General features: G+C 62.2%; 24 protein-coding genes. 12 read left to right on the top strand and 12 right to left on the bottom strand.

Going from position 1 to position 22,138, the window contains the following annotated elements; genetic code table 11:
• The first annotated feature begins 118 nt into the window (after positions 1–118).
• From M5G17_RS20940 to M5G17_RS20910, 7 genes are all read left to right on the top strand, one after another.
• The gene (locus M5G17_RS20940) at positions 119–337 is read left to right on the top strand and encodes a hypothetical protein (protein WP_273894806.1); all 219 of its coding nucleotides are present in this window, start codon (positions 119–121) and stop codon (positions 335–337) included.
• Positions 334–663: a hypothetical protein gene (locus M5G17_RS20935; RefSeq protein ID WP_273894805.1), complete on the top strand. Its 330-nt coding sequence runs from the start codon at positions 334–336 to the stop codon at positions 661–663. Before M5G17_RS20940 ends, M5G17_RS20935 begins: the two co-directional genes overlap by 4 nt.
• Positions 660–1,040: a hypothetical protein gene (locus tag M5G17_RS20930; protein WP_273894804.1), complete on the top strand. Its 381-nt coding sequence runs from the start codon at positions 660–662 to the stop codon at positions 1,038–1,040. The genes M5G17_RS20935 and M5G17_RS20930 overlap by 4 nt, the downstream gene beginning before the upstream one ends.
• The gene (locus M5G17_RS20925; protein WP_273894803.1) at positions 1,037–1,567 is read left to right on the top strand and encodes a hypothetical protein; all 531 of its coding nucleotides are present in this window, start codon (positions 1,037–1,039) and stop codon (positions 1,565–1,567) included. The genes M5G17_RS20930 and M5G17_RS20925 overlap by 4 nt, the downstream gene beginning before the upstream one ends.
• Positions 1,564–2,571, top strand: a complete 1,008-nt coding sequence (locus M5G17_RS20920; protein ID WP_273894802.1) for an SEL1-like repeat protein — start codon at positions 1,564–1,566, stop codon at positions 2,569–2,571. The genes M5G17_RS20925 and M5G17_RS20920 overlap by 4 nt, the downstream gene beginning before the upstream one ends.
• Positions 2,572–2,585: 14 nt before the next feature.
• Positions 2,586–2,951 carry a hypothetical protein gene (locus tag M5G17_RS20915; RefSeq protein ID WP_273894801.1) on the top strand — a complete coding sequence of 122 codons (366 nt, stop codon included), beginning with the start codon at positions 2,586–2,588 and terminating at the stop codon, positions 2,949–2,951.
• 117 nt (positions 2,952–3,068) lie between these two features.
• Entirely contained in the window at positions 3,069–3,443 is a 375-nt protein-coding gene (locus M5G17_RS20910) for a helicase (RefSeq protein ID WP_273894800.1), read from the top strand.
• A 22-nt stretch (positions 3,444–3,465) separates the two neighbouring features.
• Here M5G17_RS20910 and M5G17_RS20905 read toward each other — a convergent pair whose 3' ends face one another.
• The 6 genes from M5G17_RS20905 to exbB all read right to left on the bottom strand — a co-directional run bounded on the left by M5G17_RS20905 (position 3,466) and on the right by exbB (position 10,192).
• Positions 3,466–4,866, bottom strand: coding sequence for an aminoacyl-tRNA deacylase and HDOD domain-containing protein (locus M5G17_RS20905; protein ID WP_273894799.1), 1,401 nt, complete (start codon positions 4,864–4,866; stop codon positions 3,466–3,468).
• Positions 4,867–4,944: 78 nt separating this feature from the next.
• A complete protein-coding gene (gene recG, locus M5G17_RS20900; RefSeq protein WP_273894798.1) occupies positions 4,945–7,020 on the bottom strand; it encodes an ATP-dependent DNA helicase RecG in 2,076 nt (691 codons plus the stop codon).
• Positions 7,021–7,028: 8 nt separating this feature from the next.
• Complete coding sequence (locus M5G17_RS20895) at positions 7,029–7,949, bottom strand: hydrogen peroxide-inducible genes activator (RefSeq protein WP_273894797.1); 921 nt, start codon at positions 7,947–7,949, stop codon at positions 7,029–7,031.
• A 93-nt stretch (positions 7,950–8,042) separates the two neighbouring features.
• Entirely contained in the window at positions 8,043–8,777 is a 735-nt protein-coding gene (locus M5G17_RS20890) for an energy transducer TonB (RefSeq protein ID WP_273894796.1), read from the bottom strand.
• Positions 8,774–9,199: a TonB system transport protein ExbD gene (gene exbD / locus M5G17_RS20885; protein WP_273894795.1), complete on the bottom strand. Its 426-nt coding sequence runs from the start codon at positions 9,197–9,199 to the stop codon at positions 8,774–8,776. The genes M5G17_RS20890 and exbD overlap by 4 nt, the downstream gene beginning before the upstream one ends.
• A gap of 3 nt (positions 9,200–9,202) precedes the next feature.
• On the bottom strand, positions 9,203–10,192 hold the full coding sequence (gene exbB, locus M5G17_RS20880) for a tonB-system energizer ExbB (RefSeq protein ID WP_273894794.1): 990 nt from the start codon (positions 10,190–10,192) through the stop codon (positions 9,203–9,205).
• Positions 10,193–10,387: 195 nt separating this feature from the next.
• On the opposite strand from exbB, the gene M5G17_RS20875 reads away from it, so the two are divergent.
• Entirely contained in the window at positions 10,388–11,245 is an 858-nt protein-coding gene (locus M5G17_RS20875) for an NAD-dependent epimerase/dehydratase family protein (RefSeq protein ID WP_273894793.1), read from the top strand.
• A 3-nt stretch (positions 11,246–11,248) separates the two neighbouring features.
• Here the strand turns inward: M5G17_RS20875 and M5G17_RS20870 are convergent, their stop codons facing one another.
• The 5 genes from M5G17_RS20870 to M5G17_RS20850 all read right to left on the bottom strand — a co-directional run bounded on the left by M5G17_RS20870 (position 11,249) and on the right by M5G17_RS20850 (position 15,919).
• A complete protein-coding gene (locus M5G17_RS20870; protein WP_273894792.1) occupies positions 11,249–11,986 on the bottom strand; it encodes a hypothetical protein in 738 nt (245 codons plus the stop codon).
• Between the two features lie 60 nt (positions 11,987–12,046).
• Positions 12,047–12,427: a RidA family protein gene (locus tag M5G17_RS20865; protein ID WP_110965535.1), complete on the bottom strand. Its 381-nt coding sequence runs from the start codon at positions 12,425–12,427 to the stop codon at positions 12,047–12,049.
• 23 nt (positions 12,428–12,450) lie between these two features.
• Positions 12,451–14,559, bottom strand: a complete 2,109-nt coding sequence (gene spoT, locus M5G17_RS20860; protein ID WP_273894791.1) for a bifunctional GTP diphosphokinase/guanosine-3',5'-bis pyrophosphate 3'-pyrophosphohydrolase — start codon at positions 14,557–14,559, stop codon at positions 12,451–12,453.
• Between the two features lie 60 nt (positions 14,560–14,619).
• A complete protein-coding gene (gene rpoZ, locus M5G17_RS20855) occupies positions 14,620–14,886 on the bottom strand; it encodes a DNA-directed RNA polymerase subunit omega (RefSeq protein ID WP_130262039.1) in 267 nt (88 codons plus the stop codon).
• 160 nt (positions 14,887–15,046) lie between these two features.
• On the bottom strand, positions 15,047–15,919 hold the full coding sequence (locus M5G17_RS20850) for a LysR family transcriptional regulator (RefSeq protein WP_273894790.1): 873 nt from the start codon (positions 15,917–15,919) through the stop codon (positions 15,047–15,049).
• A 244-nt stretch (positions 15,920–16,163) separates the two neighbouring features.
• Between M5G17_RS20850 and M5G17_RS20845 the strand changes: the two genes are divergently transcribed.
• From M5G17_RS20845 to M5G17_RS20830, 4 genes are all read left to right on the top strand, one after another.
• Positions 16,164–17,546, top strand: a complete 1,383-nt coding sequence (locus tag M5G17_RS20845; RefSeq protein ID WP_273894789.1) for a glutamine synthetase family protein — start codon at positions 16,164–16,166, stop codon at positions 17,544–17,546.
• A 17-nt stretch (positions 17,547–17,563) separates the two neighbouring features.
• Positions 17,564–19,057 (top strand): aldehyde dehydrogenase, encoded by a 1,494-nt coding sequence (locus M5G17_RS20840; protein WP_273894788.1) that lies wholly within the window; start codon positions 17,564–17,566, stop codon positions 19,055–19,057.
• 14 nt (positions 19,058–19,071) lie between these two features.
• Positions 19,072–19,851 (top strand): gamma-glutamyl-gamma-aminobutyrate hydrolase family protein, encoded by a 780-nt coding sequence (locus M5G17_RS20835; RefSeq protein ID WP_273894786.1) that lies wholly within the window; start codon positions 19,072–19,074, stop codon positions 19,849–19,851.
• Positions 19,852–19,963: 112 nt separating this feature from the next.
• Positions 19,964–21,484, top strand: a complete 1,521-nt coding sequence (locus M5G17_RS20830; protein ID WP_130262034.1) for an APC family permease — start codon at positions 19,964–19,966, stop codon at positions 21,482–21,484.
• 21 nt (positions 21,485–21,505) lie between these two features.
• Here M5G17_RS20830 and gmk read toward each other — a convergent pair whose 3' ends face one another.
• Positions 21,506–22,126, bottom strand: coding sequence for a guanylate kinase (gene gmk, locus M5G17_RS20825; RefSeq protein WP_273894784.1), 621 nt, complete (start codon positions 22,124–22,126; stop codon positions 21,506–21,508).
• Positions 22,127–22,138: the final 12 nt, after the last annotated feature.

Raw genomic sequence — 22,138 nt, 5'->3', positions numbered from 1 at the left:
CGCCGCCCTGGCATCTGGCTAGCATACGCCGCCCCCGTCGCAAGGATGGGGAGATGTCCAGGGAGGGCCGTGATGAAGAACGAAGGATTCGCAGTAACCGCTAGCGCAGGGCAACGCCATGTATGACGGCCTGAGCCTGCCCAATTACCTGGCCAGCACCGCCGACAGCAACCTGTTTGGCAGCCTGGCATTTGTCTGCCTGATATTGATACTCACCAGCCTGCACCGGCGCTGGCGTGACCAGCTCTGGCATCGCCTGTTGACCTTCATTTGCCTGGCCACCGTGGTGGCCATGGAAGTGCTGGGTGGCTACTACGCGAGTCTGCCGCCGGCATGAGCAAAGGCAAAGTGTTCGCCCTGTCGTTGCTGCTGCTTCTGCTGCCAGGCCTGACCACGCAGTTGTACTCGAATGTGCTGCTGTTGTGGATGGAGCCTGACAATTTCATCCCCGCCGAGTCCTCGCTGCTGACCTTCGAGCCCTACCAGATTTCCCAGGGTTCCGCGTCGTACTGGCTGTATGGCCAGGATGCGCACAACTACTACCACTTCACCTACGAAGCGGCGCACCCCTATCGCTATATCGCCCGCGACAACAACTGCCCAGGCTTCGACAAGAACGATGTGCGCAGCTGGTGCCAGGCCTTGCAAGGAAACGCCCGATGATCAAACGCTGGCTGATCGCCCTGGTTGCGCACGCGCTGGCCTGCTTTCTGTTCCTGGTGCTCAACGACATCGGGGTCGATTACTACAGGCAGGTCTACGGCGGCTTCACCGCCCGTGGCGTGGCCTCTGGCGCCATCGTCTGGCTGGTTTTCGACGTGATGGTGATTTTCAGCCTGGTGATTGCCTGTGTGCCCCGGCTCAAGCACAAACTCATGCTCAATGCCGCGCTGGTGGCCTTGATCATCTACTGGCTGATGCCGCAACACCCGGTGCGCACGATGTTCTTTAGCCCCTTGGCCGGTGGCCTGACTTTCCTGGCGATAATGATTGCCCACTGGCTGGGCCGGCTGCATGTATTGAAGAAGGAACAGTCTTGAAACGCAGGCACTATTTTGCACTGGCGATGCTTGGGGCATTGATACTTTGGGTGGGACACAACATCCGGGTACTGATCGACCGTCCAGGCGAAGTCAGGGTGGTCAGCGAATCGGGCCGTTATCTCATGGAAAACGTGCCGGTTGGTGGCTGGCTGGTGCCTTTCGATGACCTGGCCTACCTGCGTTTCATTGACCGCAGCAATCAAAAGCAGGTTTACCGTACGCCGCTGTTCTCGCAGACCCCCTTGGACATGCGCGACTATGAAGACGACGGCACTGTCGGCATCGTCTGGATCAGTTTGTTCAAGGCCGATGGGCATATCGAGATCGCCATGCCCAACTGGGAGCCCCATTGGCTCAACTACTTCATCAGCAATACGCCTTACGAGGTGGCCGACGAGCAGGCCGATTGCCGCAAGCCGGAAAACGCCTGGCGTTACATCTGGGATGTGCTCAGTTACTGGCTGGGTCTGAGTGACTATTGGTGTACGCCCACTCAACAGCTGATCGACAGAGGCAAACCATGAACGGCTTTGCGCTGACCTGGCGGCAGTGGTTCTGCTCGTTTGCGCTGTTGGCCGGGGCGACAACCTGTGCTGCCGCCCCGGTGGACATGCCGGACTGCTCCGACAATGACTTCGGCGCCTTCTTCGCCGCTTTTGCCAAGAGCGAGGCGCTGCAGCAGTCGCTGGTAGCCGACCCGCTGATCGAGCAGAGGATCTACCCTGGGCGCAAGCAACCGCGTGCGTCGATTCGCAAGCTGACCCGGGAGCTGCGCCCGTCCCTGGCGTTGCTGCAGCCGGCCAAGCGCGCCGAACTGGGCCTGGTGGTCGAACAGGAGGGCACACGGCAAGTGGTGCTGCGCGACAGCAAGGGTGAGCTTCTCAAGGTCTACACCTTTACCCGCGGCCAGTGCTGGGTGTTGAGCCGGATCGACGACTGGTCCCTGGAAGGCTTCTTCACCGGGCGCAAGGAGAAGGTCGCCGGCGGGCTGGATGTCGAGCGCGCCGGGATCTATGAAGACCTGGGCAGGGCAGGGCTTTACGACATGCCCGGGCAACTGATGAACGCTGCTCTCAACAGCCTGCTCAGTGCCGCTGCCAAGGGCAACAACGAGGCGGCGGTACAGGCGGTCATTCTGATTTTTTCGGGTGAGGCCGAGCGGCTGCCAGATTCGACCATCGTGCAGCTCCTGGAGTCGGCCATGAGCACTGAGCGCGACGCCGGTGCCATGCTCGCGCACTTTGTTTGCTACGGCGAAGAATACGCCGAGAACCTGACCTGCCAAAACCCGGGCAAAGCGCTGCTCGCCTTGCAGCAGTCGGCGAAGCTGGAGTCACCCAGAGGGCTGGTGGACCTTGGCTACGCATATGAGCAAGGCAAACTTGGCCAGCAAGACAATGCCCGCGCTATGGCCTGCTACCAGCAAGCCGCCCTTGAGGCGAGCGCTTACCGCGATAGTGCTGTGGACGGCATCAAGCGCCTGAGTGACAAAGGCGTAGTCGAAGAGGCCTCGCAGTTATGCCAGTAGCCACGGTTTACCGTTTGGCCATTGCCTTGGTCGTACACCTGCTGGCCGTCGCCGCTTACCTGTGGCTGCACAACACCGGTATGACGATGTACAGGCAGATGGCGGGCGGGCTGATGTCGCGCGGTGTGGCGATCGGCATGGGTATGTACCTGATCTTCTATTTCGTGGTGTTGATGAACCTGGTGATGGCGCTGGTGCCGCGACTGAAGTGGCGGCTGCTGCTGGCCGCGATGATCCCGGCTGCGATCCTGCTCTACCTGTTGCCGCAACATCCTTTGCGCGCGTTGTTTTGCAGTGTGCTGGGGTTTGCTACCGCACTGGCGGCGATAGGCGCGAACCAGTTGCTGCTGTACCTGCTCAACAAAGTCAGACGCCAGTGAATCACCCGGTTACAAGGCCATCAGCGGCTATCGTCGCGTAAAGCGCAGAGAACGATGGCGTTTTTGTAGCGAGACTATAAACTGCTTCGCCAGTCACTTTTTAGCCGAGGCGTGCACATGAAGTTTCGCTTTCTCCTTTGGGCCATGGGCCTGCTGATGGCCAAGGCCAGCCGCAACAACCCTGCCTTCCAGCAGCAACTGGCCGACAAGGATCTGGTCTTCCAGCTACAAACCCTTGATGGCAAGGCCGCTCGCCATTTCATCGTCAAGGACATGCGCATCAGCAGTAAATCCGGCGCTCACACCGCGCCAGCGTTCGCGATTGCATTCAAGGATGCAGCGTTCGGCTTTGCCACCTTGCAGGCCAAGAACAAGCAGCTGGCCTTCATGCAGGGGATTCAGGACAAGAGCATCCAGATCAAGGGCAACCCGGCGCTGGTGATCTGGTTCCAGGGCCTGATGAAGTACCTGAAACCGAAAAAGAAGGCCTGACCGCCAGGGTCAGGCTTGCGCCTCAGTGCTGGCTGAACTGCGAGGCCAGCTCACGTAGCATGGCTTCGGCTTCCAGTACCCTGTTGACCACGTCCTCGGCCTTTTCACGGGTGAGGTTCAGGCGTTCCAGCAGCTCATCGGGGATGCTTTCCTGCGGCCCCGAGCCGATCCCGCGCGAACGTAACAGGCGTACCGCCAGGCACACCAGGTTGGGAAAGGCGGCGTGGTAGCCATCGTAGGACGGGTCGTGCTGGAAGCGCAGGGCAGTGGACAGTTCGTCCGGCATGTCCCAGTAACGCATCAGCCAGGCGCCGATCTGCTCGCGGCTGATGCCCAGCAAGTGCTGCTCGACATAGCTGTGGCACAGGTGCGGGTTGACCTCCAGGTGCCGGCAGATCAGCGAGAAGTGCGGCGGGAATACGTGTGCCAGCAACAGGTAGCCGAAGTTGTGCAGCAGCCCGGCCAGGTAGGTCAGGCCCGATTCCGGGCGCTCGGCTCGCGGCATGGCGCGGGTCAGGCCTTCGATCACCGCTGCGGTGTAGATCGACTGCTGCCAGTACGGTGTGGTCTGTTGCGGGTGATCCTTGGGCAGGCTGAGGGTCTTGCCCAGCGCCAGGCCCAGGGCCAGGTTGATCACCAGGTCAAAACCCAGCACGCGCACGATGGCATCTTCCACCGAACGGATCTTGCCCGGCGAGGCGTAATAGGGCGATGCCGCCCAGCTGACCACTTGCGCGGCCAGGGCCGGATCGGTTTCGACCACCCCGGTGATGTCGTCGATGGTGGCATTGGGGTCGACTCGCAGCTTAATGATCTTCTGCGCGGTTTCTGCCAGCGGCGGGATCTCGATGGTGCTTTCCAGGCGTTGCTGGATGCGTCGGGCCGTGAATGCCTGGACGGCCTGGGAGATTTCTTCACCGTCGTCATGCGGACGGTCGAGGTTGGGGCGGATGTGGCTCAGCAGTTCACCGAAGTTACCGGCGCTGGCTTTGCTGAGCATCTTCTTGAAGTCATCGCGCTCGATTTCCAGCAGCAAGCCGGCTTCACCGGAGTGAATCAGCAGGCGCTCAGGGCGCAGTAAACTCTCTTCGTACAAGCACGGTGAGCTGGTCAGGGCCGGAATACCCGGAAGGATCTTCAGGCCGTGTTTTTCCAGCATGTGGCGCAAGCGTTCCAGCGGTACGGCAGCCAGCCTGCGTCCGGTCAGTTCGGTCAGGCGGCTGAGGTCAAGCAACTGGTTTTGCGGGAAGAGCACCATTAACGCGCCGACCTCGTCGTCCAGCAGGACGGCCTGCACTTTGGCGGCGGCCGGCAACTGCGGGTGGTCGGTCACTTCGCGGTAGGCGATGCCGAGCTTGTCGAGCAGCAACCGGATAACAGACGGCGCGTGGGGGGTTGCGGTATCCAGAGCAACTTCAGTCATGGCCTGTATCCAAAATTTTTACAATCGCATGAGTATAACCAGCTTGAACCTTGCGCTGGCGTCAATCTGGGACGGGCGTCACACTTGGCCATATTGCTGGCCGTGACGCAGCCAGCGTTCCAGCAGCGGGCTAACGTGCGTCGGCCAGCGCGCTAGCAGGGCCTGGGCGGCATCACGCACGGCAGGTAGCAGGTCGGCGTCGCGCATCAGGTCGGCGACCTTGAATTGCAGCAGGCCGGTCTGGCGGGTGCCGAGCATTTCACCGGGGCCACGCAGCTCCAGGTCTTTCTCGGCGATGATGAAACCATCGTTGGTTTCGCGCATGATACCCAGGCGTTCGCGGCCAATCTGCGACAGTGGCGGGTGATAGAGCAACACGCAGTGACTTGCCGTGCTGCCACGGCCAACCCGGCCGCGCAGCTGGTGCAACTGGGCCAGGCCCAGGCGCTCGGGGTTCTCGATGATCATCAGGCTGGCGTTGGGCACGTCGACCCCCACCTCGATCACTGTGGTCGCCACCAGCAGTTGCAGGTTACCCTGCTTGAACTCGGCCATCACTGCGGCTTTTTCGGCGGGCTTCATACGCCCGTGAATCAAGCCGACGCGCAATTCGCCCAAGGCGCTGCCGAGCTCCTCGAAGGTGGTTTCGGCAGCCTGGCAGGTCAGCTCTTCGGATTCTTCGATCAGGGTGCATACCCAGTAGGTCTGGCGCCCTTCGGCGCAGGCTGCGCGGACCCGCTCGACCACCTCGAAACGCCGGCTGTCAGCCACCAGCACGGTGTTCACTGGCGTACGGCCTGGCGGCAGTTCGTCGAGGATCGAGGTGTCCAGGTCGGCGTAGGCACTCATCGCCAGGGTGCGCGGGATCGGTGTGGCGGTCATGATCAGCTGGTGTGGGCAGAGCTGGCCGCCGACGCCTTTCTGGCGTAAGGCCAGGCGTTGCTGCACGCCAAAGCGGTGCTGCTCGTCGATGATCGCCAGAGCCAGATTGTTGAACTTCACTTCTTCCTGGAACAAGGCGTGGGTGCCGACCACCATCGGTGCACCGGCGGCGATCTGTTCCAGGGCGCTGGCGCGGGCCTTGCCCTTGAGCTTGCCGGCCAGCCAGGCGACCTCGATGCCCAGTGGCTCCAGCCAGCGCTTGAAGGTGATGAAATGCTGTTCGGCGAGGATCTCGGTAGGGGCCATCAGGGCCACCTGGTAACCGGCCTCCAGTGCCTGCAGGGCGGCGAGGGCGGCGACCACGGTCTTACCCGCGCCGACATCGCCCTGGACCAGGCGCAGCATGGGTTCGGGCTGACTGAGGTCGTAAGCGATCTCGTTGCCAACCCGCTGCTGGGCACCGGTCGGCGCAAAGCCCAGGTTGGCCAGGTACTGCTGCGGCAGGCGGCTGGCCTTGGGCAGGACCGGCGCACGCTGGGCCCGCAGGCTTTCGCGCAGGCGCTGCTGGGATAGCTGGTGGGTCAGCAGTTCTTCGAACGCCAGGCGGTGCTGGGCCCAATGGTGGCCTTCGGCAAGTTCATCGACATCGGCGTCGGCCGGTGGGTGATGCAGGTAGCGGATCGCATCGTCCAGCGGCGCCAATTGATAGTCCCGGGCCAGCTCCTCCGGCAGCCAGTCCGGCAGGCTACGCGGGCCGAGCAGCGCCAGGCTTTGCTGGCACAGCTGGCGCAGGCGCTGCTGGGTCAGGCCTTCGGTGGTCGGGTAGATCGGTGTCAGGGTCTGTTCCACGGGCGCCGGCTCGTCGCCCGTCAGCGCCCGGTATTCGGGGTGGTAGATCTCCAGGCCCGAGGCGCCGGGGCGGGCCTCACCGTAGCAACGCAGGTGGGTGCCACGCTTGAGGCCTTCCTTCTGCGCGTTGCTGAAGTGGTAAAAGCGCAGGCTGAGCACACCGCTGCCGTCGCCCAGGCGTACCAATAGGCTGCGGCGCTTGCCCATGACCACGTCGGTGCCACTGACCACGCCTTCGATGACCGCATCCTGGCCCGGACGCAGTGCGCCGATGGGCACCACGCGGGTGCGGTCCTGATAGCGCAGGGGCAGGTGGAACAGCACGTCCTGAAGGCTTTCCAGGCCCACCTTGGCGAGTTTCTCGGCCATGGCTTCGCCCACGCCCTTGAGTGCGGTCACCGAGACCTGGGACAACTGCGACATGCGCTTTCCTACTGGCTCGCGGCGGGTTTGGCGACCGAGCATAGGCGGATCGAGTCAGCGAGGATCTCGATCGCCTTGGGCCGCGGGAAGCTGGCGCGCCAAGCGATGGCCACGGTACGGAACGGTGCCGGAGGGCTCAGTGGACGCACTTCGATCACGCCCGGGGCGTAATGATGGCTGTGCACTGCAGACAGAGGCAGGATCGACACGCCCAGGCCCGACGCGACCATATGCCGAATGGTTTCCAGCGAGCTGGATTCGACCGTGGTGTGCTTGGCGCCATCGCTACCTTTGGCCAGGGTCGGACAGGCTTCGAGTACCTGGTCGCGGAAGCAGTGGCCTTCGCCGAGCAGCAGCAGGCTCTTGTCATTGAGCAGACCGGCGTCGATGGTCGCTTTCTGGGTCCATGGATGCTCGCTGGGCATCAGCACGTAGAACGGCTCGTCGTACAGCGGCAGGGTCAGCACATCGGCTTCGTTGAATGGCAGGGCGATGATCACTGCATCCAGCTCGCCGTTGCGCAGCTTGTCGCGCAGGATGTGAGTGAAGTTCTCTTCGATGTACAACGGCATCTGCGGGGCAACCCGGTGCAGTTGCGGGATCAGGTGCGGGAACAGGTAAGGGCCGACGGTGTAGATCGCGCCGACTTTCAGCGGGGCGGTCAGCTGGTTCTTGCCGGCCTGGGCCAGCTCGCGAATGCCTTGGGCCTGTTCGAGAACCTTTTGCGCCTGGGCAACGATTCCTTCGCCGACCGGGGTCAGGCGTACCGCGCTTTTGCTGCGCTCGAAGATCAGTACACCCAGCTCGTCCTCAAGCTTCTTCACACCGACCGACAGGGTCGGCTGGCTGACGTGGCAGCGCTCGGCGGCATGGCCGAAGTGCTGTTCCTGGGCGAGGGTGACGATGTAGCGCAATTCTGTGAGGGTCATAACGTGCGTCCATGAAGTTGCGGCCCCAGCATAGCGGCTGCAATCGATAGACGCACGTTATCAGACTTGCTCGTTTGTGACAGAAACAAAGCGTTAGCGTTTGTCCAGCGAGTAGACGAAAGGCGCAATCACTTCAATGCTGCCGTTGTTGAGCAGTTCCTTGGGCGGCTTTGGAACCGGTTGCGCGCGACGGATCATCTCCAGAGTCGCCCGATCCAGTGCCGCGCTACCCGATCCACCCGCCAGGGCGTAGGAGAGGATCTTGCCCTCGCCATCGACCACGAAGCGCAGGCGGTTGATGCCTTCCATACGCATGCGTCGAGCGTTTTCCGGGTAGCGCTTGTACTTCGCCAGGTGACGCAGCAGGTCGCTCTGCCAGGTCGGCAGGGCATTACTGTTGGTGGCGATGCTCGGCGCCGGGGCGGCCGATTTCTGCGCTGGCGCGGTGCTTGGTGGGGTATCGGCCACTTCCTCGTCAGACGGCTTCTCCTGCGGCTCAGGCTTCTTCTCAGGCTTGGGCGGCTGCGGTTTGGCTTTTGGTTTTTCCTGTTTGGCAATGGCAATTTTAGGTTTCGGCGCCTCGGCCAGCTTCGGCAGCGGCAGTTCTTCAACCGGTGCCGGTGGCTGGGGTGGGGTGACCACCTTGGGTGGAGGTGGCGGTGCCGGTACGGGCATCGGCGCCATTTCGATCATCATTGCCGCAGGCGGCAGTTCGATCGCTTGGGGCACCGACCAATTGAGCGTCAGCAACACGGCAACGGCATGGATACCCAGCACAATCGCCAGACTACTGCTGTAACGCGCCAGCTTATGCCGCGTCTTGATCATTTCTTGGCTGCCGTCTCAAGGCCGACCAGACCGACTTTCAGGTAACCGGCCGCGCGCAGCGTGTTCATGACTTCCATCAGATCGCCGTAATCCACGCCTTTGTCAGCCTGGAAGAAGATCGTGGTGTCCTTGTCGCCCTTGGTCTTGGCGTCGAGAATGGCGCCGAGCTGGTCACGTTGGACCTGCTCTTCGCCGACGTACAGGTTCTGGTCCGCCTTGACGCTGAGGAACACCGGTTTCTCGGGCCTGGGCGCAGGTTTCGCGGTCGAGGCTGGCAGGTCGACCTTGATGTCGACGGTTGCCAGCGGCGCTGCCACCATGAAGATGATCAGCAGGACCAACATGACGTCAATGAACGGCGTCACGTTGATTTCGTGGTTTTCGGCGAGGTCGTCGCCACCTTCCTTCAGATGCAGGCCCATGGCTTAGCCCACTTTGACCATATGAGGGGTAGCGGCGCGATCACCTGGCTGGTGGTCCAGGTCGCGGCTGACCAGCAGCAGGACCTCGGCCGAGGCATCAGAGACCTGCGCTTTGTAACCTGCGATGGAGCGGGCGAAAACGTTGTAGATAACCACCGCTGGAATAGCTGCAACCAGGCCCAGGGCAGTGGCCAGCAAGGCTTCAGCGATACCCGGGGCAACCACGGCGAGGTTGGTGGTCTGGGTTTTGGCGATGCCGATGAAGCTGTTCATGATGCCCCACACGGTACCGAACAGACCGACGAACGGAGCGGTCGAACCGATGGTTGCCAGCACGCCGGTGCCGCTGCTCATATTGCGGCCGCTGGCGGCTACCAGGCGCTCGAGGCGGAAGCTGACGCGTTCCTTGATACCTTCTTTCTCGCGGGCATTGGCCGACAGGCGCATCTCATCCAAGGCATCGTGGACCAGGATATGGGCCAGGGTGCCTTCTTTGTTGGCGCTGTCGCTGGCTTCCTTGAGGGTGGTGGCGCGCTTGAGGGCGGCGATCTCACCACGCAGACGACGCTTGGCACCCAGCAGCTCGAAGCCTTTGGCGATCCAGATGGTCCAGGTGATGATCGAGGCAATGGCCAGACCGATCATGACGATCTTCACCACGATGTCGGCGTTCTTGTACATGCCCCAAGGCGACAGGTCGTGAGCCATGCCCAGGCTGGTGTCTTCAACCAGTGCCTCAACGCTCTCGTCAGCCGGGTTGGCGACCTGGCCATCGATTGGCGCAGCGGCAGGGGCGGCAGCCGGATCGGTCGGCGCTGCGGCCTGCTCGGCGCCCACTGGGGCAGGGGCGACAGCGGCGGCTGGAGGGGTGGCAGCGGTGCTCGGCTCATCGGCCAGGGCGGCGGGTGCCAGCACCAGGCTGAACATCAGCGCGGCAATGGCGCGCCATGCGCGCGACATGGTTGGCGAAGCGGAGGGTTGAATGCGTGTCATGCTGGCCTGACCTGATGAAGAAGAAAGAGGTGGTTGTCCTTCCAGGCCTCGAGACAGGCCGAGAACAAAATTGGGTGGCCATTATTGCAAGTAATTCTTGTTAGCAGAAGTAATAAAGTTACTTTTTTTCCACCATAGCTAGCCGCCTATCGATTTATTTAGATAGGCTGGGCCTTTGATTTGCGGAGTTTCGAGATGTCTGCGCCTTCAGTTCTGATCGTCGGTTGTGGCGATGTCGGTGGCCGTCTGGCCAAGCAATTGCTGGCCTCGGGTTGGCCGGTGAGTGGCTTGCGCCGCAGTGTTGGACAACTGCCAGAAGGGGTGGTGGCGATCGCGGCTGACCTCAATGATAAGCGCTGCCCGGACGCCTGGCCGGTTGACGCTCCGGATTACCTGATCTACTGCGTGGCGGCAAGCCAGCACGACGAGGCTGGTTATCAGGCCGCGTATGTCGAGGGCCTGCGCACTGTGCTGAGCTGGCTGGCTGAGCGCCGGCAAACGCCGCGGCGCTTGTTGTTTGTTTCCAGCAGCAGCGTGTATGCGCAGAAGAATGGCGAGTGGATTGACGAGGGCGCTGCGGTGGAGCCTGAAGGTTATTCGGGCACGGTCATGCTCGAAGCCGAGCAACTGGCCCTGGCCAGTGGTATTCCCAGCACCGTCGTGCGTCTCACCGGTATCTATGGCCCGGGTCGCGAATGGCTGCTCAGCCAGGTCCGCCAGGGTTACCGGGTGACTGAAGAGCCACCGCTGTACGGCAACCGTATTCACGCCGAAGACGCCGCCGGGCTGTTGGCCTTTCTGCTCAAGGCCGATCTTCAGGGCAAGGCGCTGGAGAATTGTTACATCGGCGTCGATGATGCGCCGGCACCTCTTTTTGACGTGGTCGCCTGGCTGCGCGAGTACATGGGCGTTACCCAGTGGTCGGAGCAGGAGCGGGTGCGGCGCACCGGCAGCAAGCGTTGCAGCAACGCCCGGGCCCGGGCACTGGGCTGGGTGCCACAGTACCCAAGCTACAAGGAAGGCTATGCAGCCATCCTTGCCGGCAGCAATTAGCCGTTACTGACGCTCAAGCAGCCAGCGGCGAGTGCCAGGATGCAAATCCGGCATCTCGTCGGCCTGGGCCTGGTTGATGGCCTGGAAGATTTCCAGCTGTTTACCATCACGCTTGAAGATCCACGGGTTGCCTTGCTGGTTGCGCTCCAGCCACAGGCTGTCGTACTCACCGCTCATGGCGGCGCAGTCGCCAGCCAGGCACAGGGCGTAGCGATCCAGGCCGGGCAGGCCGTCGAGGCTGCCGTTTGCGCGAAAATGGACTACCGCGCCCTGGCCCGGGCCTTCAGCGATTTTCCAGTCGCCAGCCAGGTAGGCACTGTAAAGCGCAGTCTCAAAGGTGGTGCCGGCAGGGGTGTCGACCGGTGCCGGAGTTTCGGCGCGCTGGAAGCTCTGCTGGCCATTGGCTTCGTTCGCGGCCTGAACCAACTCGTCGCCGTCCAGGCTCAGGGTCTCGACGTAGTTCCCGTAGAAATCCACTTCCCACTGGTTGTCCTTGAGCGCCTTGAGCTTGCCGTCACCGGCCTCGAAACCGTTGCTGAAGGTCGCCTGGCCAGCTGCGATGTTGACCTTCCATTCCAGGTTCGGGCCATTGGCGAGCAGGGCCTGGCGCAGGTTTGAGCCTTTGGCGGCGGCGTCGATGGCGTTCTGGTTGATCCAGGTGCCGTTGAGATCTTCCGGGCTGTGGCTGGCGCAGCCGCTCAACAGGGTGGCGAGCAGCGACAGGGCGAGCGCGTAGCGCATGACGGGGGTCCTTGCAGGGGCGGGGGAGAAGGCACGCCTGCAGGCGTGCCTTCGGGGGTGTTACTCGATGACCAGGATGGCATCCATTTCAACTTGCGAGCCCTTCGGCAGAGCTGCAACGCCAATGGCGGCGCGGGCTGGGTACGGCTGTTCGAAGTACTTGCCCATGATCTCGTTGACCTTGGCGAAGTGGCTCAGGTCGGTGAGGAAGATGTTCAGCTTGACGATGTCCTTGAACGAACCGCCAGCGGCTTCGGCAACGGCCTTGAGGTTTTCGAAGACCTGGACGGTCTGGGCTTCGAAGCCTTCGACCAGTTCCATGGTTTTCGGGTCCAGTGGGATCTGCCCGGACATGTACACCGTGTTGCCGGCCTTGATCGCCTGGGAGTAAGTGCCGATGGCGGCTGGGGCCTTGTCACTGGTGATGACGGTCTTGGTCATGATGACTCCTTGCTGTTATTGGGCTACGCACGCATGCGGGTGATTCGGATCACCCCGGTCAGGGCGCGCAGTTTTTTGATCACGCGTGCCAGGTGCACGCGGTCGTGCACGCTGACCACCAGTTGGACCACGCTGATGCGACCATCGCGTTCGTCCATGCTGATCTTCTCGATATTGCCGTCGGCGGCGTTGACGCTGCTGGCCAGCAGGGCGATCAGGCCGCGCTGGTGCTCCAGCTCGACGCGCAGTTCTACATTGAACTCGCCAGTGACATCCTTGGCCCAGGACAGTTGGATACACTTTTCCGGGTTGTGGCGAATTTCGCTGATGTTGCGGCAGTTCTCCAGGTGCACGACCATGCCTTTGCCCGCCGACAGGTGGCCGACAATCGGGTCGCCCGGGATCGGCGTGCAGCATTTGGCGTAACTCAATACCAGGCCTTCGGTGCCGCGGATCGCCAGCGGGCTTTCCGGGCTTGGCAGTTGCTCGCCTTCGGTGGACAACAGGCGGCGAGCCACCACATAGGCCATGCGGTTGCCCAGGCCGATGTCTTCGAGCAGGTCTTCGATCAGCTCCAGGCGGTATTCGCCGAGCATGGCCTGGATGCGTTCCTGGGGGATCTTGTCCAGGGCGCTGTCGAAACCGTTGAGGACCTTGTTCAGCAGGCGCTCGCCAAGGCTGATGGATTCCGAGCGGCGCTGCAGCTTGAGCGCATGGCGGATGTGCGTACGGGCCTTGCCGGTGACCACGAAGTTGAGCCACGCCGGGTTGGGGCGTGCGCCCGGGGCGCTGACGATCTCGACTGTCGAGCCGCTTTGCAGGGGTTCTGACAGCGGTGCCAGGCGGCGGTTGATGCGGCAAGCGATGCAGCTGTTGCCGACGTCGGTGTGTACCGCGTATGCGAAGTCGACCGCCGTGGAGCCTTTGGGCAGCTCCATGATCCGGCCCTTGGGCGTGAACACGTAGACCTCGTCCGGGAACAGGTCGATCTTCACGCTTTCGATGAATTCGAGGGAGTTGCCAGCACGTTGCTGCATTTCCAGCACGCCTTTAACCCACTGGCGCGCGCGGGCATGGGTGCCCTTGGGCTGCTCGTCGTCGCTGGACTTGTACAGCCAGTGAGCGGCGATACCGTTGTTGGCCATCTCTTCCATTTCGCGGGTGCGGATCTGGATCTCGATGGGCACCCCGTGCATGCCGAACAGCGTGGTATGCAGCGACTGGTAGCCGTTGGCCTTGGGGATCGCGATGTAATCCTTGAAGCGCCCCGGCAGCGGTTTGTAGAGGTTGTGCACGGCGCCGAGCACGCGGTAGCAGGTGTCGACCTTGTCGACGATGATACGGAACGCGTAGACGTCCATGATCTCGTTGAAGGCCCGGCGCTTGCCGCGCATTTTCTTGTAGATGCCATAGAGGTGCTTCTGCCGGCCGCTGACTTCGCCTTCGATACCGTCGACCGCCAGGCAGTGGGCCAGCGACTCTTCGATCTTGTTGACGATTTCCTTGCGGTTGCCGCGGGCGCGCTTGACCGCCTGGTAGATGCGCGCCGAGCGCATCGGGTGCATGGCCTTGAAGCCCAGGTCTTCGAACTCTACGCGCACGCTGTGCATGCCCAGGCGGTTGGCGATGGGTGCGTAGATTTCCAGGGTCTCTTTGGCGATGCGCCGGCGTTTTTCCCCGGAGAGCACTTCAAGGGTGCGCATGTTGTGCAGGCGGTCGGCCAGCTTGACCAGGATCACGCGGATGTCCCGGGCCATGGCCATGGCCATTTTCTGGAAGTTTTCCGCCTGGGCCTCAGCCTTGGTCTCGAAGTTCATCTGGGTCAGCTTGCTGACGCCGTCGACCAGTTCGGCCACGGTTTCGCCAAATTGCGAGCTGAGCGCTTCCTTGGCGATGCCGGTGTCTTCGATCACGTCATGGAGCATGGCCGCCATCAGGCTCTGATGGTCCATGTGCATGTCGGCAAGGATGCTTGCCACCGCCAGCGGATGCGTGACGTAGGCTTCGCCGCTGCGACGGCGCTGGCCGTCGTGGGCTTGTTCGGCGTAGAAATACGCCCGGCGCACCAGGTTGACCTGGTCGGCGCCGAGGTAGGTCGACAAGCGATCGGCGAGGGCGTCTATGCTCGGCACAGGATTACCTCCTGCCGAGGAAAGGGGACCTGCGCCGTACTACGTCGACCAGGCATAGGCTTAGACGGCCTCGTTGGCCTCTTCCTCACTACCGAATGCAAAAGCAGGCTCGGCGTGAACAATGGATTCTGCTGCCATGAACTCAGGGGTGCAGATCCCTTCAGCGATTTCACGCAGGGCAACGACGGTAGGCTTGTCGTTTTCCCATGCCACTTTCGGCTCTTTGCCGCCGGTGGCCAGTTGACGGGCACGCTTGGTGGAGAGCATGACCAGTTCAAAACGGTTATCCACGTGTTCTAGGCAGTCTTCAACGGTTACGCGGGCCATGGTCTTCCTCAAGTAGCAAATGCGGTGTTCAGCCCGAATGGGCGAGCGGACTCGATAGTTTAAAAAATCACCAGCCTTTAGGGAAGCGTTGATTTCACTTCGAGCCCTTGATACCTCGACGATACCTATTTGCAGGGCTCTAGCACAACTGTCTTGTCTTTTACCGGCGTCCGAGGGCATCACGCAGGCGCGGGGTCAACTCATCAAACAGCGTCTGCACCGAGCGCAATGCCCGGCAATCCGGGCGAGTCAGCAGCCACAGTTCGGTGTCGCAGCCGGGCAAGGCATCGCTGAGGGGGCCGACGTCGGGCAAGTCGTGGGCCATGTAGTCGGGCAGGGCGGCCACGCCGAGCCCGGCGGTCACCAGTTGGGCGATGGCGGAGATGCTGCTGCAGCGGTAGCGCGGCGTCACCCCTGGCAGGTGCTCGCTGCGCCAGACCACTGTGGGGTGATCCTGCATGGTGTCATCCGGGGCGATCCAAGGCAGGCTGGGCTCCTTGAGCCTTTCACGAAACTCCTCGCGCCCGCAAATCACGTAGGACGCCGCCCCCAGGCAACGTCCGACCAGGTGTTCCGGCGGAGTGTTGGTCAGGCGCAGGGCCAGGTCGGCATCCCGTCGGCTGAGGTTGGCGAAGGTGTTGGAGGTCGCCAGTTCCAGCGACAACGCAGGGTAGGCCGGCATGAATTCGGCCAGCGCCGGCAGCAGCAGGCTGTGCAGCACCGCGTCGGTACAGGTCAGGCGCACCGTACCGCTGACCACCTGCTCACCGTGCTCCAACGCTACCCTCGCGGCATCCAGCGCCTGCTCGGCGCGCTCGGCCTGCTCGGCCAGGGCCTGGGCGGTGCCGGTGGGGATGTAACCCTTGCGGCTTTTGACGAACAAGGCGGTACCCAGGGCGGCTTCCATGCGCCGGATCGAACGAAAAACAGTCGATACATCGACCTTCAGCAGCTCGGCGGCCTTGGCCAGGGAGCGGCCGCGGACCAGTGCAAGCACCAGGGAAAGGTCGGCGTGGCTGATCTGATATTGCATGGATGCACTCTTTACTTGCCTAAATGCCAATGTCTGTTGCGTAGGGGCCATTCTATAGTGAGGCGGCAGTCGTGAATCAAGTCACGACGTTGCCAGAATCTGGAACGTCCGTGCGAAACCACGGCGTTCAGCTGTTCCCCACGATGGGACCACTTAAAAAGAACAAATGAAACCATCGCCGCTCCCGATAGCGCAGTAGTACCTCCTCCATGCCGTTCGATAAAAAATCAAAGGATGCCTAGCCATGACGTCGGTCTCCCCGCGCGCCATCCCTCTCGATGAGATGGGTGAATTTCTCCAGGCCTACCCTGAGGTGCAATTTGTCGATCTGCTGATTGCAGACATGAACGGCGTGGTGCGCGGCAAGCGCATCGAGCGTGCAAGCCTGGTCAAGGTTTACGAAAAAGGCATCAACCTGCCGGCTTCGCTGTTTGCCCTGGATATCAACGGTTCGACCGTCGAAAGCACCGGTCTTGGCCTGGACATCGGTGATTCCGACCGCATTTGCTTCCCGATTCCCGGGACCCTGGCCTTTGAGCCCTGGCAGAAGCGCCCGACCGCGCAATTGCTGATGACCATGCACGAGCTGGATGGCACGCCGTTCTTTGCCGACCCGCGCGAAGTGCTGCGCAGCGTGGTGGCGAAGTTCGATGCGCTGGGCCTGGATATCTGCGCGGCGTTTGAGCTCGAGTTCTACCTGATTGACCAGGACAACCTCAACGGCCGGCCGCAACCGCCACGCTCACCGATTTCCGGCAAGCGTCCGCAATCGACCCAGGTGTACCTGATCGACGACCTCGACGAATACGTCGATTGCCTGCAGGACATGCTCGAAGCCGCCAAGGAGCAGGGCATCCCGGCCGACGCCATCGTCAAGGAAAGTGCCCCGGCGCAGTTCGAGGTCAACCTGCACCACGTTGCCGACCCGATGAAGGCCTGCGACTACGCGGTGTTGCTCAAGCGCCTGATCAAGAACATCGCCTACGACCATGAAATGGACTCCACCTTCATGGCCAAGCCCTACCCGGGCCAGGCCGGCAACGGCCTGCACGTACACATCTCGTTGCTGGACAAGAAAACCGGCAAGAACATCTTTACCAGCGAAGATCCCCTGCAAAGTGAATCCCTGCGCCACGCCATCGGTGGTGTGCTGGAGACCATGCCGGCGTCGATGGCCTTCTTGTGCCCGAACATCAACTCCTACCGGCGTTTCGGTGCCCAGTTCTATGTGCCCAACGCGCCAAGCTGGGGCCTGGACAACCGCACTGTAGCGGTCCGCGTGCCGACCGGCAGCAGCGATGCCGTGCGCATCGAGCACCGTGTTGCCGGCGCTGACGCTAACCCCTATCTGATGATGGCGGCCATTCTCGCCGGTATTCATCACGGCCTGACCAACCAGATCGAGCCGGGAGCGCCTATCGAAGGCAACTCCTACGAGCAGTTGGAACAGAGCTTGCCGAACAACCTGCGCGATGCGCTGCGTGAACTCGATGACAGTGAAGTGCTGAACCAATACATCAGCCCGGACTACATCGATATTTTTGTCGCCTGCAAGGAAAGCGAGATGGCTGAGTTCGAGGTGTCGATTTCCGACCTCGAATACAACTGGTACCTGCACACGGTGTGACGCCGGAGAGAACAACAATGACAACAGCACCACGCCAACACTGGGAACAGCTTTTTCAGGGCCTGAACATCGAAGGCCGTGCCTTTATCGACGGCCAGTACTGCGCCAGTGTGTCTGGCGAGACCTTCGAGTGTGCAAGCCCGGTCGACGGTCGCCAGCTGGCGCAGATCGCCAGCTGTGACAGCGCCGACGCCGAACGTGCGGTGGCTGCTGCCCGGCGCAGCTTCGACAGTGGCATCTGGGCCGACCAGGCCCCGGCCCAGCGCAAGCAGGTGCTGATCGCCTTTGCTGATTTACTCCTGGCCAATGCCGAAGAACTGGCATTGCTGGAAACCCTGGACATGGGCAAGCCAATTGCCGATTCCCTGAGCATCGATATTCCGGCAGCGGCCAACGCCATTCGCTGGAACGCCGAAGCCATCGACAAGATTTACGACGAAGTTGCTGCGACCCCGTTCGACCAGCTGGGTTTGGTCACCCGCTCGCCGGTCGGCGTGGTCGCGGCCATTGTTCCGTGGAACTTTCCACTGATGATGGCCTGCTGGAAACTCGGCCCGGCCCTGGCCACCGGTAACTCGGTGATCCTCAAGCCGTCCGAAAAATCGCCATTGACCGCCATTCGCATTGCCCAACTGGCCATCGAAGCGGGTCTGCCGGCCGGTGTCCTCAACGTGCTGCCAGGTTACGGCCATACCGTCGGCAAGGCTCTGGCCCTGCACATGGACGTCGACACCCTGGTGTTCACCGGCTCCACCCGCATCGCCAAGCAACTGATGGTTTACGCCGGTGAGTCGAACATGAAGCGGGTCTGGCTCGAAGCCGGTGGCAAGAGCCCGAACATCGTCTTTGCCGACGCTCCGGACTTGCAGGCCGCCGCTGAAGCTGCGGCCAGCGCTATCGCCTTCAACCAGGGCGAAGTGTGCATTGCCGGCTCGCGGCTGCTGGTCGAGCGCAGCATCAAGGCGCGCTTCCTGCCGATGGTGGTCGAAGCCCTCCAGGCCTGGAAGCCTGGCCATGCGCTAGACCCGGATACCCGCGTCGGCGCCCTGGTCGATAGCACCCAGCTGGACACCGTGCTCGGTTACATCGAGGCCGGCAAGGCTGATGGAGCCACTCTGGTCATCGGCGGTGAACGCGTGCTTGAAGACACCTGCGGCGTGTATGTGCAGCCGGCGATCTTCGATGGCGTGACCAACGCCATGCGCATCGCCCGCGAAGAAATCTTCGGCCCGGTGCTGTCAGTGATCACCTTCGACAGCGCCGAAGAAGCCATCACCATTGCCAACGACTCTCCCTTCGGTCTGGCGGCGGCGGTGTGGACCAGCAACATTTCCCGTGCCCACAACACGGCTCGCGCCCTGCGCGCCGGCAGCGTCTGGGTCAACCAGTACGATGGCGGCGACATGACCGCGCCGTTCGGTGGCTTCAAGCAGTCGGGCAATGGCCGGGACAAATCGCTGCATGCTTTCGACAAGTACACCGAACTCAAGGCGACCTGGATCAAGCTGTAAGGGAGGGTGAACCCATGCAAACTACCGCTGCACTGCCGCCTTTGATTGGCGTTTCCGCTTGCCGCCAGCAGTTGGGCAAGAACTCCTCGCACACCGTTGGCGACAAATATGTCGAGGCCGCAGGCTTTGCCGGGATCCCGCTGATCCTCCCGGCACGGGCCGAGCCCAGTGACCCGAGCCGTGTTTTAGAGCGCCTCGATGGCATTCTTTTTACCGGTTCGCCTTCAAATGTCGAGCCGCATCATTACAATGGCGCCCCCAGCGTGGAAGGAACCCGGCACGATGTGTTTCGTGATCGGCTGACCCTGCCACTGCTGCAGGCGGCGATTGCCGACGGCGTGCCAGTGTTGTGCATCTGCCGTGGATTCCAGGAACTCAATGTGGCCCTTGGCGGCACCTTGCACCAGCGGGTGCAGGAACTGCCTGGTTACCTGGATCATCGCGAGCCGCAGGATGCCCCGCTGGAAGAACAATACAGCCCCCGTCACCTGGTCACTGTCCAGCCCGGCGGGCTGTTCGAGCGCCTGGGGATGGACGAAAGCTTCATGGTCAATTCGCTGCACAGCCAGGGTATCGATCGCCTGGCTGAGGGCCTGCGGGCCGAAGCATTGGCCCCCGATGGGCTGATCGAGGCGGTGTCGATGGATGACGCCCCAGGCTTTGTGGTCGGTGTGCAGTGGCACCCCGAGTACCGCTTTGCCGACAACCCGGTGTCGCTGCACCTGTTTCAGGCGTTCCGCGAGGCTTGCCTGGCCCGTGCCGCGAGCCAGCAGCAGCGGGAGAAGAGTCTATGAGGTCAGCCGGTTGATCCGGGCTTGAAGTACCACGCAACAGGTTTCAGTGAGTGAAAGCGGACGCCCTGAGGGGTGTCCTGAAAAACAATACCAATATTGGCGGCAACTACTCATGAGTGAACACAAAGCAGGCCTGTCCCCAGGTGAGGGCGGGCGATCCAAGGGGCTGGCCAAGGGCCGGCTCGGACTGCTGGCCAGCATCGTGCTGGGCATTTCCACCATCGCCCCGGTCTACACCCTGACCGGCGCGCTGGGTCCGACCGTGCGTGAAGTCGGGGCTCACCTGCCGGCGGTATTCATCGTTGGCTTCCTGCCAATGCTGCTGGTGGCCCTGGGTTACCGCGAGCTGAATGCGGCCGAGCCGGACAGCGGTACTTCCTTTACCTGGTCGGCGCGTGCCTTTGGCCCGATGATCGGCTGGATCGGCGGCTGGGGGCTGGTCACTGCGACCACCATCGTGTTGTCCAACCTGGCCGGGGTGGCCGTTGACTTCTTCTATCTATTCCTTGGGCAGATCACCGGCAGCCATGAGGTGGCTGCGCTGAGCGACAACCTGTTGATCAACGTCGTCACCTGTTGCGTGTTCATCGCCATGGCAGTGTGGATCTGCTGTCGTGGCATTGCCACGACCATGACCGTGCAGTACGGCCTGGTGGCGTTGCAACTGGTGGTGCTGGTGGGTTTTGCCATGGCCGCGTTTGGCGAGTCGTCGGTGACGCCGCCGCTGGAATTCGACCTGGACTGGTTCAACCCTTTCGGTGTTGAGTCGTTCTCGGCCTTTACCGCCGGCCTGTCGCTGTCGATCTTCATCTTCTGGGGCTGGGACGTGTGCCTGAGCATCAGCGAAGAGTCGGTGGGCAGCGGTGATACCCCTGGCCGTGCGGCCACCCTTACCGTGTTGCTGATTCTCGGCCTGTACCTGGTCACGGCAATCGCCACCCTGCAATTTGCCGGTATCGGTGACATCGGCCTGGGCCTGAACAACCCGCGCATCCAGGAAAACGTCTTCGCTCACCTGGCAGGTCCCGTCATGGGCCCCCTGGCAATCCTGATGTCGATCGCCGTGCTGGCCAGTACCGCCGCCTCGCTGCAATCCACCTTCGTGTCGCCGGCGCGTACGCTGCTGGCCATGGGTTACTACGGCGCCGTGCCTGAGCGCTTTGCCAGCGTCTGCCCGCGCTCGAAAACCCCGCGCTACGCCACCATCTGCGCCGGTATGGCCGCAGGGGTGTTCTACGTGACCATGCGTACCCTGAGCGAGAACGTTCTGGCTGACACCATTACTGCCCTGGGCATGATGATCTGCTTCTACTATTCGCTGACCGCCTACGCCTGTGTCTGGTACTTCCGGCACAGCCTGTTTGATAGCGTGCGGCACTTCCTGTTGCGTGGCCTGTGCCCGCTGCTCGGTGGCGGCATCCTCTCGGTGATCTTCCTGCAGACGGCCATCGACAGCGCTTCGCCATCGTTTGGCAGCGGTTCGCATGTGGGTGGGTTGGGCCTGGTGTTCGTGATCGCAATGATCATCACCATCCTCGGCCTGGTGCTGATGATGCTGTCGCGCCTGCGTGCGCCGGCGTTCTTCCTGGGCATGACCCTGCACCGTCACGCCACGGTCTCCAGCCGCCGCTAAGCGGCTGGAGCGGCGGGTTGCTCAGGCAAGCAATTGCTTGAGCAGTTGGCCATGACGCTGCTGCTGGTTGGCCTTGCGCAGGCGATTGGCGCGGAACACCGCCTTGAGGTCTTCCAGTGCCGTGGCGAAGTCATCGTTGATGATGACGAAGTCATACTCGTCGTAGTGACTCATCTCGCTGACCGCTTCACGCATCCGTCCTTCGATGATCTCGTCGCTGTCCTGGCCACGGTTGGTCAGGCGCTGGTGCAGGGCTTCCTGGGTCGGCGGCAGGATGAACACCGAACATGCCTCAGGCATCAGCTTGCGCACCTGCTGGGCGCCTTGCCAGTCGATTTCCAGGATCAGGTCGTGGCCCTGGTCGAGCACCTGCTGCAGGGCGCTGCGCGAGGTACCGTAGAAGTTACCGAAGACCTCGGCCTGCTCGAGGAAGTCGCCTTGCTCGATCATCAGCTTGAATTCGGTGTGTTCAACGAAGTGGTAGTTCACGCCGTGCACTTCGCCCGGGCGCATGGCCCGGGTGGTGTGCGAAACCGATACCTGGATGCTGTTGTCAGCATCGATCAGGGCCTTGACCAGGCTGGTCTTGCCGGCGCCTGAAGGCGCCGAAACGATGTAGAGGGTGCCGCTGCTGTGATTCATGGTCGGGGTGGC

The sequence above is a fragment of the Pseudomonas rubra genome (assembly GCF_028656935.1).
In the GTDB taxonomy this organism is placed as follows: Bacteria; Pseudomonadota; Gammaproteobacteria; order Pseudomonadales; family Pseudomonadaceae; genus Aquipseudomonas; species Aquipseudomonas rubra.
This window is presented reverse-complemented; position numbering and strand designations above follow the sequence as displayed.